Origin of the sequence: Actinoplanes flavus (assembly GCF_017592555.1) — a bacterium.
GTDB lineage: Bacteria > Actinomycetota > Actinomycetes > Mycobacteriales > Micromonosporaceae > Actinoplanes > Actinoplanes flavus.
Window position 1 is genome coordinate 24211 of the sequence record NZ_JAGFNS010000017.1, and the last position, 20308, is coordinate 44518.

Genomic DNA, 20308 nt, shown 5'->3' on the forward strand with positions numbered 1-20308 from the left:
CCTTTCATCGCAACGCCCGCAGGCGGGGCAGGAGGGCCAGCGCGACCAGCGCGATGGCGGCGGTGAGCAGGTAGAGGGTGGGATAGCCGCCGAGGCCGGTGACGATCGGCGCGGCCAGCACCGGGGCGAGCAGCTGCGGCAGGGTTCCGGCGACGTTGGCGACGCCGAGCATGGTGGCGCGGGTCTCGGCGTCCGGCAGGACGTGGGTCATGACCGCCATGTCGACCGCGATGTAGGCGCCCCAGCCGACGCCGACCAGCACCGACGCCCCGATGACCACCGGTACGACGGGGACCAGGGCCATCAGCGCGGTGCCGAGGGCGAGCAGGACCGCTCCGGCCGCCACGAAGACCTTGCGCCGTTCCCAGCGGTCGGACAGCACTCCCCCGGCGAATCCGGCGACGCCCGCGAAGAGCACGTTGACGACGGTCACGATGAGCACCCAGGTGGCCGCGTCGCCGACCCGCACCCGGTCCGACAGGTAGTAGAGCAGGTAGACCAGGACCAGGGCGTTGACCAGGTTGAGCAGGAAACGGATCAGCCAGGCCCAGGCGAACTGCCCGCCCGGCCAGGCCCAGTGGATCCGCTCCCGGGCGGAGACCACCGGCACGTCCCGGTGGACGAGCAGCAGCGCCCCGCCGAGCGCCGGGACCGCGATCGCCACCGCGACGTAGCCCCACGATCCGGCGCCGACGGCGACCGCGATCGCGGTGCCGAGCACCACGCCGACGATCTGGGCCACCCCGAAGAGGGCGCCGACCGTGCCGCGCTGCCTCTCCGGCACCCGGTCGCCGATCATCGCGGCCAGCGCGGCGAGCGGTCCGTTCAGCCCCACCTGGACGAGGATCCAGCCGGTGGCCATGGTGCCGGTGGTGTCCGCGCCGGAGAGCACGAGCAGTCCGGCGACCCCGGTGACGGTTCCGGCCAGGAAGATCGGGCGACGGGCCCGCAGCCGGTCGGAGAGGATCCCCCAGAGCGGGTTGGCGACCATGGAGGCCGCCGCTCCCCAGGCCGTGACCAGGGCGAGCAGCGCCTCCTTACCGTCGTCGCCGGCGAGGCGGGCGGCCTGTTCGGGCAGCAGGATCTGGATCGGCCCGAACCAGCCGGCCGCTATCCCGATCATGGCCAGCGCGTAGGCCGTCATCCAGCGACGGCCGACGCGCGCCTCGACAAGGGTCACGCACGTGCCCCTTCCCACATCACCGTGTACGCCTCGGCGCCGCCCAGCAGTTGCGACCGGAGCAGCGGCCCGTCGGATCCGGCCTGGGCGATCAGGTCGGTGACCCAGTCGGCGTAGAGGCCGTACTGGGCGACGCCGTCGGTGTTGAGGTCGAAGGTGCGGGAGCCGTAGACCTGTTTGGTGACGGTGGTTCCGTTGATCGCGGTGAACGGGTAGGTGAGCGGGCTGGTTCCGGCGTTCAGGCGGGGCGCGGCCTGCGGGCCCAGCCCGTTCACGTCGGTGCCCACGCCGTACCCGGTGATTCTCGGGCCGTTGGCGAGGGCCCGATGGGCGCGCCACTGGTCGAGGAAGGTGCCGGTGGCCTGGCCGTCGTCGGTGGCCGAGAAGGCGTAGCTGGCCACGAAGCCGCCGAGCCCGAGGAGGCGGTCGACCATGGCCGGGTCGGACCAGGTGTGCACCGAGGTGACGCCCGGGTAGCCGGCCCGTTCGGCGAGATCGAGGACCGCTGACGCGGTCTTCACCCCCATGTGGTCGATGTGGATGATCATGCCGCGGGCCATCATCGCTTCGACGAGGTACGTGCCGAGCTCGGTCAAGCCGCGCGTGTTGCAGATCTTCCCGCTCGGGTAGACCGGCAGGACCGTCCCGGCCGGCAGGTTGACCCCGAGTGCCAGCAGCTTGGCGAGGTCGTCGCTGACCAGCGGCTGCTCGTTGTCGGAGGGCCCGGTGCAGCTGGTCGCCTGCCACCAGTGCCCGGTGGAGATGAGGTTGCCGACGTTGACGGCCGCGCCGGTGACGCCCTCGTCGAAGCGGGTGCCGCCGAACGCGTTGTCGAACTTGTGCACCGGGTAGAAGCCGCTGACGCCCATGCCCGCCAGCTCGTCGAGCCCGGCGTCGATGTCGGCCGTGGTGCACTGCGGCACGCCCTTGATCTCCCGGCAGCCGAAGATCTCCGAGTTCTCCACGCCGATGGTGACCGCGAGCTTGCCCTGCGCGGCGATCTGCCGGACCTGCTCGGGGGTGGTGGCCAGGCGGAACCAGCCCTTGCCGGGCCCGCCGCTGCGGGCGTCCACATAGTCCTGCATCTTCCGGAGATAGGCGGACTGCGCCCTGATCTGGTCCATCTCGTCGCAGGAGGTGTGCTGCGGGGTCAGCCCGCAGATCACCCGGTTGGCCACCAGCAGCACGTTGAGCACCCGCTGGCCGGACTGCCAGGCCCGTTCCAGGCTGCGGAAGTAGGACGCCTCGTGCAGCATCGTGTCGTGCTGCGGCCAGTCGCCGAAGGTGGGCCAGCCGTCCTCGGCCGAGTTGACCGGGTCGGTGCCGGCGATGATCGCTTCGAGCAGGGCGCCCCAGCCCAGGGTGGCGTGCGAGGCGCAGCCGCTCAGCGCGACCGGGGCGCCGCCGGGGGCGTAGGCGTCCCCGCAATGCAGCGACCCGCCGAACGCCTCCGCCGCGGTGATGTGGGCGTGCGCGTCGATCCAGCCGACCAGCCGGCCCTGCGCGTCGACGCCGGCGGCCGGGGTGCCGCTCACGCCGGTGGCGATGTCCGGGATCGGGGCGCAACCGGTCGCCGGGGTGAACGTGAAGGTGGAGCCGCCGGCGCCGAGGCCGCCCAGGTAGTTGCCCATCTGCTGCCCGGTGGCCGTGGACACCAGCCGGTACTGGCCGTCGGCGGCGCTGACCGTCCAGTCGGCGCGGTCGCCGTACCCGGATCCGGCCCAGACCCAGCCGAGGACGCTCTGATAGATCGGGGCGCCGGTCGAGTCGCGCACCTGGTAGCGGCCGAGCTGGGTGGCCTCGAAGCGGAACTTCTCGGCGCTCGACGCGGTGCCGGTGAACCCGTAGCCGACGCTGTCCTTGAAGACGTACCTGTTCGAGGTCTTGAGGGTGACGCACGCACCCTCCAGATCGTTCGCGGGCGTCCAGCTCGCGGCGGCGTGGGAGGGCGCGGGCAGCCCACCGACGAGGCCGAGCACCAGGACGCCCGCGACCAGCGAACGAGTCACGAGACACCCCCTTGATCGATCACTTGATCCAACAAGGCGGAGTGTAGGAATGGTCACACCTCTGAGACCAGAGGAAGACATGAATATTTTTCTCTGGAGGCAGACGGGGGATAGCGTGGTGGACGTGACGCTCTCTTTGGCGGTCTCCCCGTGCCCCAACGACACCTTCGTCTTCCACGCGCTGATCCACGGCCTGGTGCCCGGCGCCCCGCCGGTGGATCTGACCTTCGCCGACGTCGACGTCACGAACACGGCCGCCCTCGACGGCGCCTTCGACCTGGTCAAGGTCAGTTACGCGGCACTGCCCTGGCTGCTCGGCGACTACGAGCTGCTGCCCTGCGGGGGCGCGCTCGGGCGTGGCTGCGGCCCGCTGGTGCTGACCCGGGACCGCGCCGACCTCGACGGTGCGACCGTCGCGGTGCCCGGCGACCGCACCACGGCGTACCTTCTCTTCCGCCTCTGGGCCGCCGACCAGCGCCCGGCCCGGATCGAGGTCGTCCCGTTCCACGAGATCATGCCGGGGGTGGCCGAGGGCCGCTTCGACGCCGGCCTGGTGATCCACGAGGCCCGGTTCACCTACCCGAGGTACGGACTCTCCGCCCTGGTCGACCTCGGTGAATGGTGGGAGACCGACACCGGCCTGCCGATCCCGCTCGGCGCCATCCTCGCCAAACGCGGCACGGTCGACCCGGCCGCCGCCACCGGGTGGATCCGCGAGTCGCTCCGGCACGGCTGGCGTGACCCGGCCGCCAGCCAGGACTTCGTCCTCGCCAACGCGCAGGAGATGGAGCCGACCGTGGTGAAACAGCACATCGAGCTGTACGTCAACGAATTCACCCTGGAACTGGGCGAAGACGGACTCGCCGCCGCCGACGCCCTGCTCGGGCGCGCGGCGGCGGCGGGTCTGACGCCTGCGGTGCCGTCCTTCCGGTAGCGGAACCTAGATCTCGAACTCGCGGGCGACCGCGTGCACCAGCTGCGCGATCTTCAGCGAGGTCTTCTTGTCGGGGTAGCGCCCACGCTGCAACGACGGCTGCACCGAGCTCTCCAGCACCTTGATCATGTCTTCGATCATGCTGGCCAGCTCGTCCGCCGGGCGGCGGCGCAGCTCGGCCAGGGAGGGCGGCGCGTCCAGCAGCTTCACACCGAGGGCCTGCGCGCCCTTGCGGCTGTCGACGACGCCGAACTCGATCCGCTGTCCCGTCTTCAGCTCGGTGACCCCCGCCGGCAGCGATCCCTTGGGCAGGAAGACGTCACCACCCTCGTCACTGGTGACGAACCCGAATCCCTTCGTCGCGTCGTACCACTTCACTCGACCCGTGGGCACCGCTGACCTCAACTTCACTCAATGGACACAACCGCTCACGGCTAGGCTATCCAGAGAGGCGCTCGGACCCAACTGCAATCTCACTCAACAGTGCCGGGAATGTGGTGAGATCGGACAGCACGTGAGACGCCCCCGCCTCCCACAGCTCCCCCTCGGAACACGGGCCGGTGGTCAGCCCGATCCCCGGGACACCCGCCGTCCGGGCGGCCACCATGTCCGCCGCATGATCGCCCACATACCACCGCACACCGTGCTCCACCAGCGCCGACGCCTTGCCCTCGGCGAACAGGTCGCCGGCCAGCTCGTCGGCCCGCAGGCCCAGGTGGTCGAGGTGCAACCGGGCCAGCCGGCCCAGCTTCGAGGTCACCACCACGACCCGCAGCCCGGCCGCCCGCACCGCGGCGAGCGCCTCGACGGCGCCGGGCATGGGCCGGCTCGGGGTGACCGCGTGATCCGGATAGAGCCCCCGGAAGGTGGTGACCGCCTCCTCGACGGCCTCCTCCGCGAACCAGTGCCGCAGCTCGGTCCGCAACGGCGGGCCCAGCCGGGAGACCGCCAGGTCGGCATCCACGTGCACGCCGGTCACCGCGGTGAGCGCCCGGTACGTCTCCCGGATGCCCGGCCGGGAGTCGATCAGGGTCATGTCCAGGTCGAAACCGACCGCACCCGTCACGGGTGCCGGCTGGCGGCCCGGTAGCTCAGGCTCTCCACCGGGAGCGGGAAGGTCTGGTCGTCACCGAACGGCGACGGGGCCGCGGCACGGTCGGAGATGAGCTCGGACACGTGCAACTTGCCCTTCATGTCCACGCCCCGCAGTCCGGCGACCTCGTTCGCCGGCGTCGACGAGCCCGCGGTCTTGGCCTTCGCCACTTTCGGTCCTCCTCGCAATCGAGGTCCGGCCACGCCCGGACCGGACACCATCGTCCCATGAACGTTAGCGTTGAAGACGATGGCCACCACATTCGCCGATCAACTCCGGTCGCTGCCCGACGAAGCTCTGGGCGCGCTCATACAACTGCGCCCCGACCTCGTCGTCCCGGTGCCCGCCGACATCTCGGCCCTCGCCGTACGCGCGCAGTCCCGTAACTCGGTCGCCCGCTGCCTGGACGGCCTCGACGAGTTCACCCTCCTCGTCCTCGACGCGGCCCGCCTCAGCCGGGCCGCCGACACCGCGCTGACCTCGGTCGACGCCATCCTCGCGCTGGCTGAGGGCGCCCCCGCGGAGGACACCCGCGTCGCTGTCGACCGGCTCCGGGTCCGCTTCCTGCTGCACGGGCCGCCCGAGGCGCTCCAGATCGTCGGCGCGGTCGACGAGGTCACCTCCCCCTACCCGGCCGGGCTCGGCCGGCCCGCCGACTACCTGGACGCGCAGGCCGCCGCGCTCTGCGCCGACCGGGCCAGGCTGCGCCGCACCGTGCTGGCCGCGCCGCCCGGCGCCCGCGCCGTGCTGGACCGGCTGGCCGCGGGTCCCCCGATCGGGGCACTCAACCGTGACTCCGTCGCCGAGCCGGTGACATGGCTCGTCGACCAGCACATCCTGGTCCCGGTCTCGGAGGCGGGCCGCGCCCCCCGGCCGGACGGCGACCTGGTCGAGCTGCCCCGCGAAGTGGGCATGCTGCTGCGCCGCGACACCGGGCCCCTCGGTGTGCTGCGGCCGGTCGCGCCGGTGCCGGACGGTCCGTCCCGCGACCCGCAGGCCGCCGACTCGGCCGGCGCCGGGCAGACCATGGAGGCGGTCCGCGCCACCGAGGCGATCCTCGAGGCCCTCGCCGCCGAACCCGCCGCCGTGCTGCGCACCGGCGGGCTCGGCGTCCGCGACCTGAAGCGGCTGGCCAAGGCGGCCGGCATCGACGAGGCGGGCGCCGCGCTGCTGATCGAGACGGCGTACGCGGCCGGCCTCCTCGGCGAGTCCGAAGCCGCCCCGGCCCGGGCCACCACGCCCGCCCAGGACGTGTTCCTGCCCACCGGGGCGTACGACCTGTGGCGCGCCACCGGAGTCGCCCACCGCTGGGCCGCCCTGGCCCGGTCCTGGCTCACCATGACCCGGCAGCCCGGACTCGTCGGCCGCCGCGACGAACGCGACCGCCCGGTCAACGCCCTCGCCCCCGACGCCGAACGCGCCGGCGCCCCGCAAGCCCGCCGGGAATCCCTCGGCACCCTCGCCGGCCTGGAACCCGGCGCCGCGCCCACGGTCGACGACCTGCTCGGGCTGCTGTCCTGGCAGAACCCACGGCGGGCCCGCGGGCGGGAGGCGGCACACCGGGACGCGTACTTCGGCGCCGCCCTGCTGGGCGTCACCGGGTTGGGGGCGCTCACGTCGTACGCCCGATTGCTGCTCGCCGATGGAGAGACGGACGGCGGCGACCCGCTCGGGGTGCATCCGGAGGATGCCCATGCCGACGCGGTGCGCGCGCTGGACCGCCTGCTGCCCGCCCCGGTCGACCACGTGCTGGTGCAGGCCGACCTGACCGTGGTGGTGCCCGGCCCGCCCGAGCCGGAACTGGCGGCCGAACTCGACGTGCTGGCCGAGCCCGAGTCGGCCGGCGGCGCGAGCGTCTTCCGGGTCACCCCGGCCAGCGTGCGGCGCGCCCTCGACGTCGGCTATCAGGCCGCCGACCTGCACGAACTGTTCCGTCGCCGGTCCCGGACCCCGGTGCCGCAGACGCTGACCTACCTGATCGACGACGCCGCCCGCAAGCACGGCGGACTGCGCAGCGGCTCGGCCGGCTCCTACCTGCGCAGCGACGACGAGGCCCTGCTCGCCGAGGTGGCCGGCGACAAACGGCTGACCACCCTCGACCTGCGCCGGATCGCGCCGACCGTGCTGGTCAGCCCGCGCCCGGTGGCCCGGCTGCTGGGCGCCCTCCGCGACGCCGGGTACGCGCCGGTCGCCGAGGACGCCGGCGGCGCCACCGTGCTGACCAGGCCGAAGGCACGCCGCGCACCCACCCGCTCGGCCCGCGCCCCGGAGACGGCCGGCCCGGTGCTGACCGGCCCCCGGCTCGCCGGCGTGGTGGAGCAGCTGCGGCGCGGCGACATCGCCACCCGGGCCGCGCGGCGCGCGCCGGTCACCGTCCGGGCCGCGCACGGCCACGCGGTGCCCGGCCTGACCGCCGTCCAGCAGCACACCCAGGCCATGGCGGTGCTCCAGCAGGCGGTCCGCGACAAGGCCCGGGTCTGGGTGGGCTACGTCGACTCACACGGCGCGACCCTGTCCCGGCTGGTCCGCCCGGTCTCCCTGAGCGCCGGCTACCTACGGGCCGAGGACGAACGAGGCGAGAGCCTGCACACCTTCGCCCTGCACCGGATAACAGCCGCCGTAACCGAGGAGTAGGAGCTTTTGCCGGGTCGCGCGCCCCCGTATTGCGCACGACCCGGCACCAGTAACACGCACCGGGGCGGCGGAACGTTGCAGTCGATTTCGAAGATCGCGTTGCGCCTGCTCAGGCCCTCGTCATGCCGGTTCCGCCGGACGCGTGGCAAACTGGAGGGTCGGTTTTTCCCCAGGTTCGGAGGCGTGCAGGGTGAGCGGCGGACCACTGATCGTGCAGTCGGACAAGACCCTGCTTCTGGAGGTCGACCATCCGGACGCGCAGGCCTGCCGGATGGCGATCGCGCCGTTCGCCGAGCTGGAGCGGTCGCCGGAGCACGTGCACACGTACCGGCTGACCCCGCTCGGCCTGTGGAACAGCCGGGCCGCCGGGCACGACGCGGAGAGCGTGGTCGACGCGCTGATCAAGTTCTCCCGCTACCCGGTGCCGCACGCGCTGCTGGTCGACGTCGCCGAGACGATGGACCGGTACGGCCGTCTGCAACTGCTGAACGACCCGGTGCACGGCCTGGTCCTGCGCGGCCTCGACAGGATCGTGCTGATCGAGGTGGCCAAGTCGAAGAAGCTGGCCGGCATGCTCGGCGCCCGGATCGACGACGAGACCATCGCGGTGCACGGCTCCGAGCGCGGCCGTCTCAAGCAGGCGCTGCTGAAGCTGGGCTGGCCGGCCGAGGACCTGGCCGGCTACGTCGACGGCGAGGCACACGCGATCGCCCTCAAGGAGGACGGCTGGACGCTCCGGTCGTACCAGCAGGAGGCGGTCGACGGCTTCTGGGCCGGAGGCTCCGGGGTGGTGGTCCTGCCCTGTGGCGCGGGCAAGACGCTGGTCGGCGCGGCCGCGATGGCGCAGGCGTCGGCGACGACCCTGATCCTGGTGACCAACACGGTCGCCGGCCGCCAGTGGAAGCGGGAACTCCTGGCCCGCACGACGCTCACCGAGGACGAGATCGGCGAGTACAGCGGCGAGCGCAAGGAGATCCGCCCGGTCACCATCGCGACGTACCAGGTGCTCACGTCACGCCGCGGCGGCGCCTTCACCCATCTCGACCTGTTCGGCGCCCGCGACTGGGGCCTGGTCGTCTACGACGAGGTCCACCTTCTGCCCGCGCCGATCTTCCGCTTCACCGCGGACCTCCAGGCCCGGCGTCGCCTCGGCCTCACCGCGACTCTGGTACGCGAGGACGGTCGCGAGGGTGACGTGTTCTCGCTGATCGGCCCGAAACGCTACGACGCCCCGTGGAAGGACATCGAGGCCCAGGGCTGGATCGCGCCGGCCGAGTGCGTCGAGGTCCGGGTCACCCTCACCGAGGCGGAGCGGATGGCGTACGCGGTGACCGAGGCCGAGGAGCGGTACCGGGTCGCGGCCACCGCGCGTACCAAATTGCCGGTGGTGAAAGCCCTGCTGGAGAAGCACCCGGGCGAGCAGGTGCTGGTCATCGGCGGTTTCCTGGACCAGTTGCACGAGCTGGGCGAGTTCCTGGACGCCCCGATCGTGCAGGGCGCCACCACGAACAGGGAGCGGGAGCGGCTCTTCGACGCGTTCCGTGACGGTTCACTGCGGACGCTGGTGCTGTCGAAGGTCGGCAACTTCTCGATCGACCTGCCCGAGGCGGCGGTGGCGATCCAGGTGTCCGGCACGTTCGGTTCCCGCCAGGAGGAGGCCCAGCGGCTGGGCCGGGTGCTGCGTCCCAAGGGCGACGGCCGCCAGGCCCACTTCTACACGGTGGTCTCCCGGGACACCATCGACACCGAGTACGCGGCCCACCGCCAGCGCTTCCTCGCCGAACAGGGCTACGCCTACACGATCATCGACGCCGACGACGTCCTCGGCCCGCCCCTCCCCAAGATCGACTGAACGGTGTGGGGCCGGCGTCACCGCTGCCCCACACCGTCGTCAGCGTTTCCAGGTACGAACGGCCGTGGTGGTGACGTTGCCGGCCCTGTCGTACGCCCGCAGCTGGAATTTGATCGTCTTGCCGTACCTCTTGGTGTTGATCGAGAAGGCGTAGCCGGCCTTGAGGTCCTTGGCCACCACCTTGCCGTTGATCAGCAGCTCGACCCGGGCCACCCCGTTCCGGTCGCCGGCCGCTGCCGTCACCTTGACCGTGCCCTTGACCTTGGCCTTGTTCTTCGGCGCTTTGGTCACCTTCAGCGACGGCCGGGTGTTGTCGACGGTCACGGTCCGGCTGATGGAGCTGTGGTTTCCGAGACGGTCACTGAGACGCCAGGTGAGGGTGTAGCGGCCGTCCGCGCCGACCTGACGGTAGGCGACGATCTTTCCACTGGTCTCCGTCACCGGCGGCGCGCTGGACGTGTAGCCACCGGCGAAGCTGCCGAAGATGCCGGCCGGGTCCGCGACCTGGACGGTGCTCCAGATCCGGTCGCCCCGGAGGAGGCTGCCGGCCTGCGGTGACACGAAGGCGGCCTGCGGCCCGGTGGTGTCGACCACGAAGTCCCGGCTCTTCGACGACTGGTTCCCGAAGCGGTCCCAGGCCCGCACCTCGACGGTGTGCGTGGTGCCGCCCGCCCCGAAGGTGTGCTTGATCTGCATGGACGTCGAGACCAGGATTCCGTCGATCCACCACTCGAGGCGTGCGGGCGTGGAGGGGTCGGTCAGCCAGGCGTTCAGTTCGTCCGTCTGGGACACCCGGCCGGGCACCAACGAGTTGATCTCGATGGCCGGTCCGGCGTTGTCGACGATGTAGTTCATGTAGCGACGGGTCACCTTGCCGGCCCGGTCGATGATGTCGATGTATGCGACACCGGTCCCGACGTCACCGGTCGCGGTCCACGGCGCGCCGGTCGCTCGCGCGATGACCCGGCCGCCACCTCCCATGACGGTGATGTCCACGACGTCGTCGGGCACATTGGTGAATGTCCACGCGGTCTCGCCGTGGACCCATGAATACGGCGCCGGCGAGACCCGCACGGTCGAGGTTTCGGCGAACGCCGGGACCGCCGCCGAGATGATCAAAGAGCTGGAAAGCGCCGCGACGGCGGCGATACGCAGCATGCCCATGGATGGCTCCCCGCTGAAAAAGGCTGCGGGAGCAGGTTACGCGCCAAGATCAAGCGAGTCGATCCCTATTCGGGCACAATCGGTCCTGGTTGGAGCATCGCGGCCAGCAGGTCGCCGTGTTCTTCGACGCGCTGCAAGGTCTCGGTGGCGCCGCACTGCCAGGAGGGGATCTCCTCGGTGGCCATGGCCATGACCTCGTCCCAGGTCAGCGGCGTCGACGCGGTCGGTGTGGCGCCGGCCCGCAGGGAGTACGGCGCGACCGTGGTCTTGAACGCGTTGTTCTGGCTCCAGTCGATGAAGATCTTGCCGGGGCGCAGCTGCTTGGCCATCTTCGCGGTGATCGAGCCGGGCACCATCTTCGCCAGTTCCTCGGCGACCTTCTTGGCGTAGCCGGAGACCACGTCGGCCGACTGGGTTCCGGAGATCGGGCAGCACAGCTGCATGCCCTTCTTGCCGGACGTCTTCGGATGGGCGTCGATCCCGTCGGCGGCGAGCCGGTCGCGCATCAGCATGGCCACCGCGCAGCATTCGCGGAGGCCCGCGGGCGCGCCCGGGTCGAGGTCGACGACCAGCAGGTCCGGGTCGGCGCCGATCCGCCACTGCGGGGTGTGCAGTTCGATGGCGGCCAGGTTGGCGAGCCAGACCAGGGTGGGCAGGTCGTCGACGACCACGTAGTCGATGGTCTCCCGGCTCTTCGTGGAACCGGGTACCGGAAGGGTCGCCACGCGTACCCAGTCGGGGGTTCCGCCGGGTTTGTTCTTCTCGAAGAAGTGCGCCTCGTCGACCCCGTTGGGGTAGCGGATGCGGGTGACCGCCCGGTTCCGCAGGTGCGGCAGCAGCACCGGGGCCACCCGGGTGTAGTAGTCGATCACCTCGCCCTTGGTGAATCCGGCCGACGGGTACATGACCTTGTCCAGGTTCGAGAGTTCGAGGTCACGGCCCTCGATGTGCACCAGGAACCGGTCACGGGGCATCGTCGGCGCACTCCTCGGGCTTCTTGTCGTCGCGCAGCCGCAGGAAGCGGGGGAAGCGCAGGCGACGGTCGGGAGTCAGGTTGCCGTAGCGGATCTCGGCCACGAGCTCCGGTCGTACCCAATGGGCGCCTCTGGAATCCTCTCGCGGCACGGCGCCGGCGGCGAACGGCGACTTCTCGGTCGCGAGCGGCGCCAGCCGTGAGAGAAGTTCCTTCTCGGCGGCCGCGCCGATGCCGCCGCCGACCCGCCCGCGGAAGGCCAGGCCGTCGGGGGTGGGCACGCCGACGAGCAGGCCGCCGAGTTTGCGGGCGCCGGGCCGCCAGCCGCCGATGACGTAGTCGCCGGTCCGGTCGAACTTGACCTTCACCCAGTCCGCGGAGCGCTGTCCGGGCAGGTAGACCGAATCGGAGCGTTTGGCCATCACCCCCTCGAGATGGTTCTCCCGGGCGGCGGCCTCGGTGGCCGGGCCGTCGCCGAACGACGGCGGGACCATCCAGCGGGTTCCGGCCAGGTCGAGTTCCTCCAGGCGTTCGCGGCGGGCCAGGTACGGCAGTCCGGTGTAGTCCATGCCGTCGAGGTAGAGCAGGTCGAAGATGAGGTAGGTGACCGGGAGGGTGGCGGCGAGCCGGGCCGCGCGGTTGCGGTCGCGGACGTGCATGCGCTCGGCCAGGGCGGTGAAGGACGGCCGCCCGGCCGCGTCGAGGACGACCATCTCGCCGTCGAGCAGGGTGCCTTCCGGCAGGGTCAGGTCGGCGATCTCCGGGTAGGCCGCGGTGACCAGCGCTCCGGACCGCGCGTAGAGGGCCGGTGGCCCGCCGCTGAACAGGGCCAGCACCCGGACGCCGTCCCACTTGAACTCGTAGCTCCAGTCCGCGCCCACCGGCAAGGTGCCCGCGGTCGCGAGCATCGGGGTGAGCGGTGATCCGGACACCCGATCACCATAGGCAAAAGCGTTCACCTTACGCAGGCGTCCCAGTGATGCCATTCTGGGGAGCATGCGAGCGATCTGGAAAGGCGCTGTCTCGTTCGGCCTGGTGTCGATTGCGGTCAAGCTGTATTCGGCGACCGAGGAGAAGGACATCCGCTTCCACCAGGTGCATCGCACCGACGGCGGGCGGATCAAGTACCAGCGCACCTGCTCGGTGGACGGCGAGGTGGTCAGCTATGACGACATCGCCAAGGGGTACGACATCGGCGGCGGCGAAATGGTGATCTTGACGGATGAGGATTTCGCCGATCTTCCGTTGAGCACGTCCCGGGCCATTGACGTCCTGGAATTCGTGCCGGCCGAGCAGATCGACCCGATCCTGTTCGCCAAGGCGTACTACCTGGAGCCGGAGGGTCAGGCCGCGAAACCGTACGTTCTGCTGCGCGACGCCCTGCGGGACGCCGACCGGGTGGCCATCGTCAAGATCGCGATCCGGCAGCGCGAGCAGCTCGCCACCCTGCGGGTCCGCGACGACGTGCTGGTGCTCAACACCATGATGTGGCCGGACGAGGTGCGCACCCCCGAGTTCGGCTTCCTCGACGACGACATCGAGACCCGTCCGGCCGAGTTGGCGATGGCCAGCTCGCTGATCGACTCGATGGCCGGCAGCTTCAAACCGGACGAGTTCACCGACAACTACCGGGCCGCGTTGCAGGAGGTCATCGACGCCAAGGTGGAGGGCCGGGAGGTGGTCCAGCCGGAGGAGGCCGAGGAGGCGCCGGCCGCGGCGATCGATCTCATGGCGGCGCTCAAGGCCTCCGTCGAACGCGCACGCCAGGCGCGTGGCGAAAACCCCTCCGAGGGTACGGGGAAAGCGTCCCCACCGGCGAAGAAGGCGTCCTCGCCCCGGAAGCGGGCCGCTCCCGCCAAGAAGGCCGCCCCGGCCAAGAGCACGACCGCGAGGAAGACCACGTCCGCCGCGAAGGCCACGAAGAAGTCCGCATGACTAGGCTCCTCCCATGGGTGATGCATGTGGGGTGGCCCGATGGCGTTGACGTGGGCGGAGTCTTACCTGGGGCGGGTGCGGGCGAGCGTCGGCGACTCCGACACGATCTTCTTCGTCGGCGCCCGGACGGTCGTGCTGGACGAACAGGGCAGGCTGCTGCTGATCCAGCGGTCGGACAACCACCGGTGGGCGATTCCGGCCGGCGCCATGGAACTCGGCGAGAGCATGGCCGAGTGCGCCGTCCGTGAGCTGTGGGAGGAGACCGGCCTGCGGGCCACGTCACTGACGCCGTACGCGTTCTACACCGCCTACACCTACACCAACGAGTACCGGCACACGTACCAGCAGGTGTTGATGTCCTTCGTCGTGCACTCGTGGGAGGGCGAGCTGCTGCGGCAGACCGAGGAGAGCGTGGATGCCGGCTTCTTCCCGCTCGACGCGCTGCCCGGGCAGAAATCGTTCGTGATCGACGAGGCGCTGGCCGACCTCGCCACCTTCCAGAAGACCGGCGTCCTGGTGATGAAGTAAGGGTGGGTTAAATCGCGGTGCGGTCTGCCGCTCCGCTGAGGCATCATGGCGCTTCGTGAGCACCAAGCGACGCCGGATGAGCCTGGACCTGTCCCCGTTACGCACGTCCCGGGACTTCCGGCTCGTCTTCACCGGTGGGGTGGTGACGGCTTTCGGGTCGTTCATCAGCTATGTCACCATTCCGTACCAGGTGGCGAAGCTGACCGACGACCCGCTCATGGTGGGCCTGATCGGCGTCTGCGAGCTGCTGCCCCTGCTGATCATGTCGTTCGTCGGCGGCGCCCTGGCCGACTACATCGACCGCCGCCTGCTGGTTCGCGGCAGTGAGTTCGCGCTCGCCCTGATCTGCGGCATCCTGCTGGTCAACGCGCTCTCCGACGAGCCGCACCTGTGGTTGCTCTACGTGGCGGCGTTCCTGACCGCCGCGGTGGCCGGGCTGCAACGTCCCGCCCTGGACGCGATGCTCCCCCGGCTGGTGAAGCCGGAGGAGCTGCCGGCCGTCATGTCGCTGCACTCGCTCGGCATGCAGTTCGCCCAGCTCTTCGGCATGCCGCTGGCCGGGATCCTGCTGGCCAGCTTCGACCTGGCCTGGGTGTACGCGTTCGACCTGCTGACCTTCGCCGTCTCGCTGATCTGCCTGACCCTGGTGAAGGCGGTCCCGCCGCCGGTGGCCGCCGACCGCCCGTCGCTGAACAGCGTGGTCACCGGCCTGAAGTACGCGAAGTCCCGCCCCGAGCTGCTGGGCACCTATCTGGTCGACATCAACGCCATGTTCTTCGGCATGCCGTCGGCGCTCTACCCGTTCCTGGCCCAGGACCTGGGCGGCCCCAAGGTGCTGGGCCTGATGTACGCCGCACCCGCGGTCGGGTCGCTGATCGCCACGATCGGCTCCGGCTGGACCGCCCGGGTGCACCGGCACGGCCTGATGGTGCTGATCGCGGCCGCGTTCTGGGGTGTCGGCATCATCGGTGTCGGCCTCTCCGGCACCCTCTGGCTGACCCTGCTCTGCCTGGCCTTCGCGGGTGCGGCGGACATGGTCTCCGGCCTGTTCCGCATGATCATCTGGAACCAGACCATCCCCGACCACCTGCGCGGGCGACTGGCCGGCATCGAGATGCTGTCGTACACCACCGGCCCGCTGCTCGGTCAGCTCCGGGCCGGCGCGATGGCCCGTCCCGGTCTCGGCCTGGGCGTGGCCGGCTCCATCTGGATGGGCGGTGTCCTGTGCGTGGCCGGCACCGTGGCCCTGGCCGCCGCCCTGCCGAAGTTCGTCCGCTACAACGGCAAGGACGGCATGGCCTTGAAGAGGGCCGCGGACGAGGAGTGGGTGGCCACCGCCGACGCCCGCACCGGGCGGTGAGTACGGCGGTGGCGGGCCCGGTTACTTGACCTTGACCGCGTCGAACCTGGTCTGCGGCTGCCGGGTGCTGCTGCCGGAGTAGACGACCATCCACGTACCGGACTTGGTGGCCTTGAACTTCTTGCTGTACTTGCCGCCGGACCCGGTGGTGGTCTGCCCCTTGTAGGTGTAGCTCTTGGCGCCGGTGGCCTTGAAGTAGAACCTCAGCACCGCACCCTTGAGGCCGTACTTCGCGCCGTACCCCACCGGGTCGGTCTTGAGGACGCCCTTGTGGGTCAGCGCGCTGTTCTTCTTGACCGGCTCCGGGGTCGCGTCGTAGCTCAGCGAGGTCGGCCGCTTGACGTAGAACGTGTCCACCCGCTCCACGACGTGGTTGACGAGGTCGTCGCCGAACCACTCCAACTCGGTCCGGATGGTGTACCGGCCGGGCCCGTCCAGGCCGCCGCAGATGAAGACGTAGTCCGTCAGGTAGGCGTAATCGCCGCTGCGGGAGGCCTGAGACGCCCACAGGAAGTCGACCGCGTCACCGTCGGCTCCCATGACGTCTGCGGTGACGCTGATGTAGTTGTCCTCGGCCTGCGGGTTGTACACCTTGTAGGTCACCTTCACCCGGTTGGCGCAGCCCGCGTCCCCGTCGAGCACCACGGTGCCGGTCGACAGGGTGACACCGGCGATCGCGGGCGCGGCCTGCGCCGGCGAGGCGGCCAGCGTCACGGTGGTGAGCCCGGTGAAAACGGCCAGAGCCGCCGCGGCGCAGCGGCGGCCAAGTGACTTACGCATGGATGTCCTCTCCCCCAACGAACGGACGGTTCCGTCTCGTTGTCACGCGAAGGGAATCCTGCATCCACCCGGCCGTCACTTTCCAGGCGCGGAGCGCACTTCTGGCCTTCGGTACGGGCAACCGCCGCCGAAAGGTCAGACCGAAGCAACCGAAGAGGCTTTGCCGGTTTCGCGGTGTCAGTAGTTCCGGCTGCCGGCCGCGGCCCGGGCGAACGCGGGCGACCGGCCGTTGGCCACCTCACCGGCGAACCACGCGCCGAACCCGGCCAGCATCAGGGCGAGCAACTCGACGGCGAACAGCCCACCACCGACCACCCGGTCCGGCTCCCGCACCCGCAGCATCGCGATGACCGCGAAGACCACCAGCACGCCCACGTTGACCAGACCGCGCAGCACACCGAGACGGCGCTCCCGGGCCCGCCGGGCGAACATGACGTCGACGGCGCCGGCGACCGTCACCAGGGTGCCGCCGATCAGGCCGGCCACGATGTTCCAGTACGCCAGGGCGCCCAGGATGTTAGGACCGCCCAGCAAGTCGGCCATATCGAACATAACCGCCATCGCGAACAGGCCGAGCGGAAACATCACCAGAATCGGCTGCACCGCCTGGCCCGCGACATTCAACCGCGTCTCCATCTGGTCTTCGCCTTCCCACCTGCGGAAATACAGGCTCGTCTCGATGTCCGAAGTTGGCCTACCCGGTGTATTCGACGGGCAAACGCCCCGATGCCCACCGAGGAAGCCGACGAACCCGCACTGAGCGGCTTGTTCGCAATCTGCGACATGGCAGGTTGAGTCATGGCGGACTGCTGGGTGGCGTGCTTCACTGCAATGAGAGCAAGGGCGGAGTTGGAGGGAGAGACAAGCAACGGCACCCGGCGGCAAACGGGTGCCGTTGTCCGCCTCTGAGCCTTCGTTCGTTGCGACTCGAGCGAGGCGGGAAAGAGTCTCGCGCCATTGGTGGCTCCGCTCGTTCCCTCCTCGCAAGAAACAGCGAAGAGGAGTTCGCCATGCGCACACGGATCTACTATCGCGGTCCTGACGCCCTGGTGTCCGACGATCAGTTCGTCTGGCATCCCCATTCCGCGCCGCAGGTGTTCGCCATTTCCGATCTGCGCAACGTCGGCCTCGTGCAGGCGCCCTCACGCATCCGCCCGTACGCTCCGGCTCTCGCCGCGGGCGCTCTCGCCGCCGCGGTCGCCGGCTGGACGCTGCTGCCGGATCCGGCGATCTACGTTCTCGTCTTCCTCGGCCTGGCCGTACCCGGCGTAGCCATGCTCTGGCGCGAGCCAGGTCGTTGGGAGTTGCACGCGCAGTACCGCAAGACGGCCGTCGTGCTCTACTCCTCCGCCGACGCGAGAGTCTTCAATCAGGTGAGCCGGGCCTTGCGCCGCGCCATGGAGGACACCCGGCGGACACCCTGGGGTTATGGGCTCGCAGCCGCCTGACCTGCGCCTTCGCGAGGATCTCTCGGGTGATGTTGCTTTTTGATCAAAACCGCCCCTGACAGCGGTCGTTCTGATAGGACAGTACTAGGATGTTCCGCGACCTCGCTGGTTGCCAGGTGGCAGACAGCCAGGTCGCAGGCCGAGACTTCGCAACTACCCAGCGTCACTCCACTTCGACGATGAAGGACTCATGACCGAGGGTGACTCGCCGACCATCGCACGCCGGCGCGTACGTCTCGCGCTCCGCGAAGCGCGCGAGCAAGCCGGACTCACCCAAAATCAGGTCGCCGAAGAGATGGAGTGGTCGCACAGCAAGGTCATCAGAATCGAGCGGGGCGATGTCAGCATCTCCGCGAACGATCTGAAACCGCTGTTGAACTACCTCGGAATCAAGGACAAGGCGACCGTCACGGAGTTGCTCGCCGATGCTCGCCTCGCCCGTACCCGTCAGCGAAAAGCGTGGTACCAGGCCCCGGAATTCCGCGACACCCTCACCGATGACCTGCGTAAACTGATCGAGTACGAGAATGAGGCCGCGGAGATCCGCTCCTACTCGATCTATTACATACCTGGCCCCCTGCAGACCCGCGACTACGCGACCGCACTGATGGCCCGGTATGAGGACGAGCTGAACGAGGACCAGCGCAGGTGGCGGGTCGAGGCCCGAACGAAACGTCGTGAGGCTCTGCTCGGCCGCGCCGGGGACGTGCAGATACTGCTGATGGTCGACGAGTCCGTGCTGCGCCGTGCGGTCGGTGGCCCGGCCGTCTTCACGGATCAACTGCGCGACCTGAAGCAACATGCCGAGGACGGTTCGGTCCGGGTCCGGATGGTGCCGTTCTCACTCGACGCCTCGGTCACCAACAACGCCAGCTTCGACCTGCTCGTGCTCGGTGGCGGCGAGGTGCTGTACCGGGAGACCGGGCTGACTGACGAAATGGTCGAGGACCAGGAGACGGCCGCGAAACATCGCGCGCGATACGACCGGGTCTGGCACGAGGCCGCGGATGAAACGGACACGATTCAATTCATCGAACGGCGGATCAAAGAGCTGGAACGCGCCGATACGGACCGGCCGTCCCGGTAGACGATGGTGAAAACACGAGCATGATTCCTTTGAAAGGTCCCCAATGCAGAACGAGATGAACGCGCCCGCCTGGCGTAAGAGCAGCCGGTGCGGCACGTCGACGTGCGTCGAGGTCGCGAAGGTGAACGACCAATACCTGATCCGCGACTCGAAGGACCCCGAGGCCGCCCCGCTCAGCTTCGACCAGAACGAGTGGGACGCCTTCGTGGAGGGTGTGGCCGCGGGCGAGTTCCGCTTCTGAAGTCGTCGGCCCGCCCGCTCTGCGCTTGCCGTTCTTGCAGAGCGGGCCGGTCAAAACTATTCGCAAAACAGCTTTATCCCAATAAATTGGCGCCGCATATCTCGCATTCCGTGAGATAAGCGGCATTTTCTCTTTTTCATTCATGCACGTGCCCAGCCGAGTCCGGTTCATTCGCATACCGTGGATTCCGAACCGTCACGGAGGTGCACACACATGATCAAACCGACGGAAGAGCCACGGTGGCGCCGGAGTGGGCGATGTGCGACCGGCACCTGTGTCGAGGTGGCCAGGATCGGGAACCGGTTCCTGATCCGTGACAGCAAGAACCTCGGTGCCACGCCCCTCGACTTCACGAAGGAGGAGTGGGACGCGTTCGTGGCCGGAGTCAAGGCCGGAGACTTCGGTTTCGACGAATGACTCACCTTCCCCCGGTGTGTCCGGATGCCGCGGGCCGAGCGCGGCATACTGCAATGGTGGACGGCAACCCGGACGCCACCGACCCCGACCGCTTCGCCGCGCTGCACGAGGCGGCCGAAACCCTGCTGGACGAGCTCACTGAGCGCTACCAGGTGGAGCGCCGGGAGAGCAAGGAATCGCTCGGGCGCGACGAGGCACTCGTACGGACCGTCCGGCTCATCCCCCGCATGCCCACCGCGGCCCCGCTGGCGGTCCAGTTCGCCGACCCGGGCCTACGCCTGCGCCTCGGCCGCTGGTGGGACGAGTCTCTGCCGACCTGCTCCTGCGACGCCTGCGACGAGGACCCCAAAGTCCTCATCGACCGCCTGCGGACCCACGCCGACGCGCTCATCGAGGGCGGGCTCTGGGAACGGGTCCGGCGAGGGCTCAGCGGCTCCTGGTTCGAGACCCGGCTGATCGGCTCCGGAGTGAAATCCGACCGCGAGGGACCCCTCTCGGCGGACGGGGCCAGGGACGCCCGGCGTGGTGGTTTCGCCGCGCCGGTCCAATGGGCGCCCTGGCAGCTCCGCTCGTATTAGCCGTGTGCCGGCCGGCCGGGCTCACCCGGCCGGCCGGCCGCCCAGCAGACTCACCGCCCCGTCGACGGCCCGGCGCCGCCGCACCCGGCCCAACG

21 protein-coding genes are annotated in these 20308 nt (G+C 69.9%); 11 read left to right on the forward strand and 10 right to left on the reverse strand.

Annotated elements, in window-relative coordinates; translation table 11 throughout:
- Nucleotides 1-4: 4 nt before the first annotated feature.
- Both J5X75_RS24900 and J5X75_RS24905 read right to left on the reverse strand, forming a co-directional pair.
- Nucleotides 5-1180 (reverse strand): MFS transporter, encoded by a 1176-nt coding sequence (locus tag J5X75_RS24900; RefSeq protein ID WP_208469924.1) that lies wholly within the window; start codon nucleotides 1178-1180, stop codon nucleotides 5-7.
- Nucleotides 1177-3189: an amidohydrolase family protein gene (locus J5X75_RS24905; RefSeq protein ID WP_208469925.1), complete on the reverse strand. Its 2013-nt coding sequence runs from the start codon at nucleotides 3187-3189 to the stop codon at nucleotides 1177-1179. The genes J5X75_RS24900 and J5X75_RS24905 overlap by 4 nt, the downstream gene beginning before the upstream one ends.
- A gap of 124 nt (nucleotides 3190-3313) precedes the next feature.
- On the opposite strand from J5X75_RS24905, the gene J5X75_RS24910 reads away from it, so the two are divergent.
- Nucleotides 3314-4123 (forward strand): 1,4-dihydroxy-6-naphtoate synthase, encoded by an 810-nt coding sequence (locus tag J5X75_RS24910; RefSeq protein ID WP_208469926.1) that lies wholly within the window; start codon nucleotides 3314-3316, stop codon nucleotides 4121-4123.
- A gap of 6 nt (nucleotides 4124-4129) precedes the next feature.
- Here the strand turns inward: J5X75_RS24910 and J5X75_RS24915 are convergent, their stop codons facing one another.
- Genes J5X75_RS24915 through J5X75_RS24925 form a run of 3 tightly spaced genes read right to left on the reverse strand, consistent with a single transcriptional unit; the run spans nucleotide 4130 to nucleotide 5386 of the window.
- Nucleotides 4130-4516 (reverse strand): cold-shock protein, encoded by a 387-nt coding sequence (locus J5X75_RS24915; protein WP_208469927.1) that lies wholly within the window; start codon nucleotides 4514-4516, stop codon nucleotides 4130-4132.
- Nucleotides 4517-4562: 46 nt separating this feature from the next.
- Entirely contained in the window at nucleotides 4563-5189 is a 627-nt protein-coding gene (locus J5X75_RS24920; RefSeq protein ID WP_307798246.1) for an HAD family hydrolase, read from the reverse strand.
- The gene (locus tag J5X75_RS24925) at nucleotides 5186-5386 is read right to left on the reverse strand and encodes a hypothetical protein (protein WP_208469928.1); all 201 of its coding nucleotides are present in this window, start codon (nucleotides 5384-5386) and stop codon (nucleotides 5186-5188) included. The genes J5X75_RS24920 and J5X75_RS24925 overlap by 4 nt, the downstream gene beginning before the upstream one ends.
- Before the next feature lie 79 nt (nucleotides 5387-5465).
- Between J5X75_RS24925 and J5X75_RS24930 the strand changes: the two genes are divergently transcribed.
- Both J5X75_RS24930 and J5X75_RS24935 read left to right on the forward strand, forming a co-directional pair.
- Nucleotides 5466-7850: a helicase-associated domain-containing protein gene (locus J5X75_RS24930; protein WP_208469929.1), complete on the forward strand. Its 2385-nt coding sequence runs from the start codon at nucleotides 5466-5468 to the stop codon at nucleotides 7848-7850.
- Between the two features lie 190 nt (nucleotides 7851-8040).
- Nucleotides 8041-9702 carry a DNA repair helicase XPB gene (locus tag J5X75_RS24935; RefSeq protein ID WP_208469930.1) on the forward strand — a complete coding sequence of 554 codons (1662 nt, stop codon included), beginning with the start codon at nucleotides 8041-8043 and terminating at the stop codon, nucleotides 9700-9702.
- A 39-nt stretch (nucleotides 9703-9741) separates the two neighbouring features.
- Here the strand turns inward: J5X75_RS24935 and J5X75_RS24940 are convergent, their stop codons facing one another.
- From J5X75_RS24940 to ligD (J5X75_RS24950), 3 genes are all read right to left on the reverse strand, one after another.
- Nucleotides 9742-10866: an Ig-like domain-containing protein gene (locus J5X75_RS24940; RefSeq protein WP_208469931.1), complete on the reverse strand. Its 1125-nt coding sequence runs from the start codon at nucleotides 10864-10866 to the stop codon at nucleotides 9742-9744.
- Between the two features lie 65 nt (nucleotides 10867-10931).
- The gene (gene ligD, locus J5X75_RS24945; protein ID WP_208469932.1) at nucleotides 10932-11840 is read right to left on the reverse strand and encodes a non-homologous end-joining DNA ligase; all 909 of its coding nucleotides are present in this window, start codon (nucleotides 11838-11840) and stop codon (nucleotides 10932-10934) included.
- Nucleotides 11830-12771: a non-homologous end-joining DNA ligase gene (gene ligD / locus J5X75_RS24950; RefSeq protein WP_372450949.1), complete on the reverse strand. Its 942-nt coding sequence runs from the start codon at nucleotides 12769-12771 to the stop codon at nucleotides 11830-11832. The genes ligD (J5X75_RS24945) and ligD (J5X75_RS24950) overlap by 11 nt, the downstream gene beginning before the upstream one ends.
- 64 nt (nucleotides 12772-12835) lie before the next feature.
- On the opposite strand from ligD (J5X75_RS24950), the gene ku reads away from it, so the two are divergent.
- The 3 genes from ku to J5X75_RS24965 are packed head-to-tail and all read left to right on the forward strand — an operon-like array spanning nucleotide 12836 to nucleotide 15662.
- The gene (gene ku / locus J5X75_RS24955; RefSeq protein ID WP_208469933.1) at nucleotides 12836-13774 is read left to right on the forward strand and encodes a non-homologous end joining protein Ku; all 939 of its coding nucleotides are present in this window, start codon (nucleotides 12836-12838) and stop codon (nucleotides 13772-13774) included.
- 39 nt (nucleotides 13775-13813) lie between these two features.
- Entirely contained in the window at nucleotides 13814-14302 is a 489-nt protein-coding gene (locus tag J5X75_RS24960) for an NUDIX domain-containing protein (RefSeq protein WP_208469934.1), read from the forward strand.
- Between the two features lie 55 nt (nucleotides 14303-14357).
- Complete coding sequence (locus tag J5X75_RS24965) at nucleotides 14358-15662, forward strand: MFS transporter (RefSeq protein WP_307798247.1); 1305 nt, start codon at nucleotides 14358-14360, stop codon at nucleotides 15660-15662.
- A gap of 21 nt (nucleotides 15663-15683) precedes the next feature.
- Here the strand turns inward: J5X75_RS24965 and J5X75_RS24970 are convergent, their stop codons facing one another.
- Nucleotides 15684-16442: a hypothetical protein gene (locus J5X75_RS24970; protein ID WP_208469935.1), complete on the reverse strand. Its 759-nt coding sequence runs from the start codon at nucleotides 16440-16442 to the stop codon at nucleotides 15684-15686.
- A 177-nt stretch (nucleotides 16443-16619) separates the two neighbouring features.
- Complete coding sequence (locus J5X75_RS24975; protein ID WP_208469936.1) at nucleotides 16620-17078, reverse strand: DUF2231 domain-containing protein; 459 nt, start codon at nucleotides 17076-17078, stop codon at nucleotides 16620-16622.
- A gap of 374 nt (nucleotides 17079-17452) precedes the next feature.
- Between J5X75_RS24975 and J5X75_RS24980 the strand changes: the two genes are divergently transcribed.
- From J5X75_RS24980 to J5X75_RS25000, 5 genes are all read left to right on the forward strand, one after another.
- Nucleotides 17453-17890 carry a DUF6232 family protein gene (locus J5X75_RS24980; protein ID WP_208469937.1) on the forward strand — a complete coding sequence of 146 codons (438 nt, stop codon included), beginning with the start codon at nucleotides 17453-17455 and terminating at the stop codon, nucleotides 17888-17890.
- Nucleotides 17891-18080: 190 nt separating this feature from the next.
- Entirely contained in the window at nucleotides 18081-18977 is an 897-nt protein-coding gene (locus tag J5X75_RS24985; protein ID WP_208469938.1) for a helix-turn-helix domain-containing protein, read from the forward strand.
- A gap of 43 nt (nucleotides 18978-19020) precedes the next feature.
- Nucleotides 19021-19218, forward strand: coding sequence for a DUF397 domain-containing protein (locus J5X75_RS24990; RefSeq protein ID WP_208469939.1), 198 nt, complete (start codon nucleotides 19021-19023; stop codon nucleotides 19216-19218).
- 213 nt (nucleotides 19219-19431) lie between these two features.
- Nucleotides 19432-19635, forward strand: a complete 204-nt coding sequence (locus tag J5X75_RS24995; protein ID WP_208469940.1) for a DUF397 domain-containing protein — start codon at nucleotides 19432-19434, stop codon at nucleotides 19633-19635.
- A gap of 53 nt (nucleotides 19636-19688) precedes the next feature.
- A complete protein-coding gene (locus tag J5X75_RS25000) occupies nucleotides 19689-20213 on the forward strand; it encodes a DUF6226 family protein (protein ID WP_208469941.1) in 525 nt (174 codons plus the stop codon).
- The last annotated feature ends 95 nt before the right edge of the window (nucleotides 20214-20308 follow it).